This window comes from Microbacterium umsixpiens, assembly GCF_053543675.1.
In genome coordinates, this window is the sequence record NZ_JBLVOH010000116.1 from 1 (window position 1) to 4,373 (window position 4,373).

6 protein-coding genes are annotated in these 4,373 nt (G+C 71.6%); 1 reads left to right on the forward strand and 5 read right to left on the reverse strand.

Annotated elements, in window-relative coordinates; translation table 11 throughout:
- Positions 1-1,371: CHAT domain-containing protein (locus tag ACNPM4_RS11620; RefSeq protein ID WP_448985808.1), on the forward strand; the 1,371-nt coding region annotated here is incomplete at its 5' end.
- Between the two features lie 260 nt (positions 1,372-1,631).
- Here ACNPM4_RS11620 and ACNPM4_RS11625 read toward each other — a convergent pair.
- The 5 genes from ACNPM4_RS11625 to ACNPM4_RS11645 form a co-directional block, all read right to left on the reverse strand.
- Positions 1,632-1,979 (reverse strand): type II toxin-antitoxin system PemK/MazF family toxin, encoded by a 348-nt coding sequence (locus ACNPM4_RS11625; RefSeq protein WP_448985809.1) that lies wholly within the window; start codon positions 1,977-1,979, stop codon positions 1,632-1,634.
- Positions 1,976-2,212 (reverse strand): hypothetical protein, encoded by a 237-nt coding sequence (locus tag ACNPM4_RS11630; RefSeq protein ID WP_091033369.1) that lies wholly within the window; start codon positions 2,210-2,212, stop codon positions 1,976-1,978. The genes ACNPM4_RS11625 and ACNPM4_RS11630 overlap by 4 nt, the downstream gene beginning before the upstream one ends.
- A gap of 38 nt (positions 2,213-2,250) precedes the next feature.
- Entirely contained in the window at positions 2,251-3,027 is a 777-nt protein-coding gene (locus ACNPM4_RS11635; RefSeq protein ID WP_029263216.1) for a DeoR/GlpR family DNA-binding transcription regulator, read from the reverse strand.
- The gene (locus ACNPM4_RS11640) at positions 3,024-3,872 is read right to left on the reverse strand and encodes a class II fructose-bisphosphate aldolase (RefSeq protein ID WP_029263217.1); all 849 of its coding nucleotides are present in this window, start codon (positions 3,870-3,872) and stop codon (positions 3,024-3,026) included. The genes ACNPM4_RS11635 and ACNPM4_RS11640 overlap by 4 nt, the downstream gene beginning before the upstream one ends.
- Positions 3,869-4,373: PfkB family carbohydrate kinase (locus tag ACNPM4_RS11645; protein WP_448985810.1), on the reverse strand; the 505-nt coding region annotated here is incomplete at its 5' end. The genes ACNPM4_RS11640 and ACNPM4_RS11645, both read right to left, overlap by 4 nt.

Below are 4,373 nucleotides of genomic sequence, written 5' to 3' on the forward strand. Positions count from 1 at the left end.
GGGCGCGACCGGGATGCGCTGCGAGCCGCCGCCGACGGCCTCGACCTGCTCACGACCTGGCAGCAGTCGTTCGGTGCCCTCGACCTGCAGGCCTCGGTCGCCATGCACGGCGCCGACCTGATGTATGCCGGCCTCTCCGCCGCCGCGCGCCTGCACGATCCCGCGACGATGTTCGAGTGGTCGGAACGCGCCCGTCACCTCAGCCAGCAGGTCGCTCCGGTGCGGCCTCCGCGCGATGACTCGCTGGCCGTGGATCTGGCGGAACTGCGGATGCTGCGCGCCGAGCTCGCCGGCGCCGACTGGACCACGGACGCTCGCGTACGCGTCCTTCGCGACCGGGTGCGGGAGCGGCAGTGGGCCGCGACAGGGGCGGGCGGCGCCCGTGAGCGGCTGGGCCTCGCCGAGGCGACGGCGCTGCTCGATCCCGACACCGCCGTCCTGTCGTACATCTTCACCGGCTCCGCGCTGCACGCCATCGCGGTGACGTCATCGGGGGCCACGGTCGTCGACCTGTCCTGGCCCCGTGTGCGATCCGCGCTCGACGGTCTGCGCGCCGACCTCGACATGGCCGCGATGACCCGCGGCGGGCTGATGGGCGCCGTGACCGCGCGCGCCCTCTCCGCGCGGTTGGAGCTGCTGGATGACGAGCTGCTCGCACCGCTGCTCTCGGCGGCGCCGTCGGCACGCCGTCTGGCGATCACGGTGCCCGGAGCACTCGGCGGGGTGCCGTGGGCGATGCTGCCGGGGATGACCGGGCTCCCCTTCACGCTCGCGACGTCGGTGTCGCGGTTGCGGGGCGGCGCGGCCGTCGTCGGCAGACGCCCGTCGACGATCGGGTTCGCCGCGGGCCCGCGCGTCCCCCGCGCCGGCGAGGAGGTGCGGCGAGCCGCGGACACCTGGGACGGCGGGGGTGTGGCGACGCGGATCCTCGAGGGCGGCGACGCGACGGTGGCGGCGGCCACCCGACTCGCGTCGGACAGCGACGTGCTGCACATCGCGGCGCACGGCAGGCACGCGGTCGACAACCCCCTGTTCTCGGGTTTCGAGCTCGCCGACGGCATCCTCTTCGGCTACGACGTCGACCTGATTCCGCGCGTCCCCACGACTGTGATCCTCTCGGCCTGCGAACTCGGGCGTTCCTCGGTGCGCTGGGGCGAGGAGGCGCTCGGGATGACGCGGGTGTGGCTGCACGCGGGCGCGGACTGCGTGATCGCCGCGCCCGTCGCCGTGCCCGACGAAGTGGCGGCCGAGCTGCTGAGTGCCGTCCATGTCGGCCTGTCCGAGGGTGCGACACCCTCGGCGGCGCTCGCCCGAGCCACCGTCGACACCGGTCTCAGCGCCCCGTTCCAGTGCCACGGAGACGGATTCTGATCTTTTTCTCCATTCGGTGTATCAGAACCGGTGCCGCACGCTCCTGTTCTTCGGAAGGTGCCATGCGAAGGGCCTCGAAGGGTTGAGGCGCGAGGGAGGCGCAGTCGGATCTGGGGATATCAAGCGCGCTGGGGAGCGTGAGTACGACACGGACACCATCTGCTCGGGGGTGTCGCGGCATACAGCCGCGGCGCCCTCATAGGGCCTCGACGATCTGGGGACGTCGGGGCCCTTGGGGTGTCCGGGGTCAGGGGATGTTCCTACAGATCGAGGAAGTCGCCGAGCCACGCGCGTACCGATTCGAGGCACTCTTCCGTGACCTCGCCTGCCGTTCCCGTAAGGCGGTCGCGCGAGAGTGTGCGAGGTTGCTCGGTCATGATCCACGATGGCCGATCGAGTCCGCTCGGCCCCTCCACCATGACGTGATTCGGCCACCCCCGGTCGGTCGTCGTGATCGGCAGCACGATGGCCAGCGTCGTCACCGCATCCAGGTACCCGGCCGAGGCCACGATCAGAACAGGTCGGTGCCCACCCTGCTCCCTGCCGCGCACGGGCTCGAGCGCCGCCCATGCGACTCGTCCCGGCGCGAGCTCCGAGGAGGAACTCACGCGGTCGCGTCGCTCAGGTCAGCCCGCTCCCATTCGGCGGCTTCTGCGGCATGCGATGCCTTCTCGGACGGAGCAGTCCGTTCGATCGCGCGCTTCAGCGACTGCAGCCTCCAACGACGGTCTTCGGCGTCGGCGAGGTGAGCGAGATGCGCGCCGAGAGTGAGACCATCACGCGCAGCCTGCTCCTTCAGGCGATCGCGGAGATCATCGTTCACCTTGATGGTGGTGGTCATACTCTGAGTATACCGCGCTCTCCGCCGAACGTCCCGGCTCAGGCGACGAGCACCGCATAGCCGGCGGCGCGCAGCGCGGCGAGCGCCTCCGCATCCGCTCCCGCATCCGTGATCACGGTCGGGAAGAGCTCGACGCCGCCGACCGCCGAGAACGCCTCGACCCCGAGCTTGCTGCCGTCGGTGACCACGACCGCGCGCCGGGCACGTTCGGCCATCATCCGGTTGACGGCGGCCTCGCGCTCGTCCTGCGTGGTGGCGCCCGCGGCGGCATCCATCCCGTTCACGCCGATGAAGGCGATGTCGAGCCGCACCCCGCGCAGCAGCTGTTCGACGAACGGACCGACGAGCTCGTAGCTGCGGGAGTGGATGACGCCACCGGTGACGACGACCTTGATGTCGGGCCGCGTGGCGAGCTGTGCGGCGATGTTCACGGCATTGGTGACGACGGTGATGCCGCCGTTGCCGGACAGGTCGTCTCGGGCGGCGAGTGCCGCCGCGATCGCGGTGGTCGTCGTGCCGCCGGACAGCCCGACCACCATGCCGGGGGCGACGAGGCCCGCCGCGGTCTGCGCGATGCTGTCCTTCTCCAGCGTGCGCAGGTGGCTCTTGTAGCGGATGGGCAGCTCGTAGGCGACGGCCTGTGCCACGGCGCCACCGTGCGTACGGGTGAGCAGCCGCTGCTCGGCGAGTGTGTCGAGGTCGCGGCGGGTCGTGGCCGACGAGGCTCCGAACTGCTCCACCAGGTCTTCCACCGTGACCTCGCCACTCACGGCGAGAAGGTCGAGGATCGCGTTCAGCCGCGCCGCCCGCTTCATCGCCGAGTGCCCTGCAGCGCGAACAGCCGGAGCATGCGGGCAGCCTCGACGGCGAGCGCATCGCGGGCAGGCGCGAGGTACTTGCGCGAGTCGACCAGCCGCTCATCCGCGTCGAGCTTCTCGCGCACCGCCCGGGTGAAGAAGCCGTTGAGGTGCGTGGAGACGTTGATCTTGGTCATCCCGGCGCGGACGGCGTCCGCGATCACGGCATCCGCCACCCCCGAGGATCCATGCAGGACGAGCGGAACGGGCAGCACCGCTCGCAGCCGCGCGATCAGGTCGAGGTCGAGCGACGCCGTGCGGTCGGTCATCGCGTGGGAGGAACCCACCGCCACCGCGAGCGCATCGACACCCGTCGCCGCGACGAAGTCCTGGGCCTCGTCGGGATCGGTGCGCACACCCGGCGCGTGTGCACCGTCCTTGCCGCCCACCTCGCCCAGCTCACCCTCGACGTAGACCCCGGCCGCGTGCGCCCGGTCCGCGACGGATGCCGTGAGCGCCAGGTTGTCGTCGTAGGGCAGCGCGCCGCCGTCGAACATGACCGACCCGAAGCCCAGCGCGATGGCCTCGTCGACCAGCTCGGGCCGTTCGGCGTGATCGAGGTGCACGGCGACCGGCGTCTGCGCGCGGCGGGCGACCGCGAGAGTGGCCAGAGCGATCGGCTCGAGCCCGCCGTGATAGTCGGCGCAGTTCTGCGAGATCTGCAGGATCACGGGCAGCTCGGCGAGAGCTGCGGCACGCACGAGCCCCTCGGCGGTCTCGAGGTGGATCACGTTGAACGCGCCGATCCCCGTGCCGGCGGCGGATGCGGCGGAGACGAGGTCGCGAGCGGAGACGAGGGTCACGAAGGGTCCTTCCGGAACGATTCAGGGTCGGGATGCGAGACGCGCAGCTGCTGTTCGAGCTCGCGCCAGCGCGGGGAGATGTCCCCGGCGAGCGGGGCGAGCACCGCGGCAGCGGACCAGGCCGTGGCGCGGCGGAGGATCTGCTCGGGGTCGCCCTCGCCCTCCGCGTACAGCACGGCGCAGGCCGCTACACCGGCATCTCCGGCGCCGGTGGGATTGCCGGCAAGAGGTTCGTCGAGTCGCGCGTGCACGAGGTCGGAGGCGGTGACGGCGAGCATGCCGTCGGCGCCCAGCGAGAGCAGTACGAGCCCGACGCCGCGGGCGATCAGCGAACGGGCACCCTCGACGGGGTCGGTGATGCCGGTGGCGTCGACGAGTTCGGCCGCATTGGGCTTCAGCACGTCGGCACCGGCATCCGCCGCGCGCAGGAGCGCAGGACCCGAGGTGTCGGCGATGACCGGGATTCCGGCGTCCTTCCCCACCGCGATGAGCATCGGGACC

Coding starts and splice junctions, on each gene's coding strand:
- ACNPM4_RS11630 (WP_091033369.1), bottom strand. CDS start 2,212: ATGACCACCACCATCAAGGTGAACGATGATCTCCGCGATCGCCTGAAG.
- ACNPM4_RS11635 (WP_029263216.1), bottom strand. CDS start 3,027: ATGAAGCGGGCGGCGCGGCTGAACGCGATCCTCGACCTTCTCGCCGTG.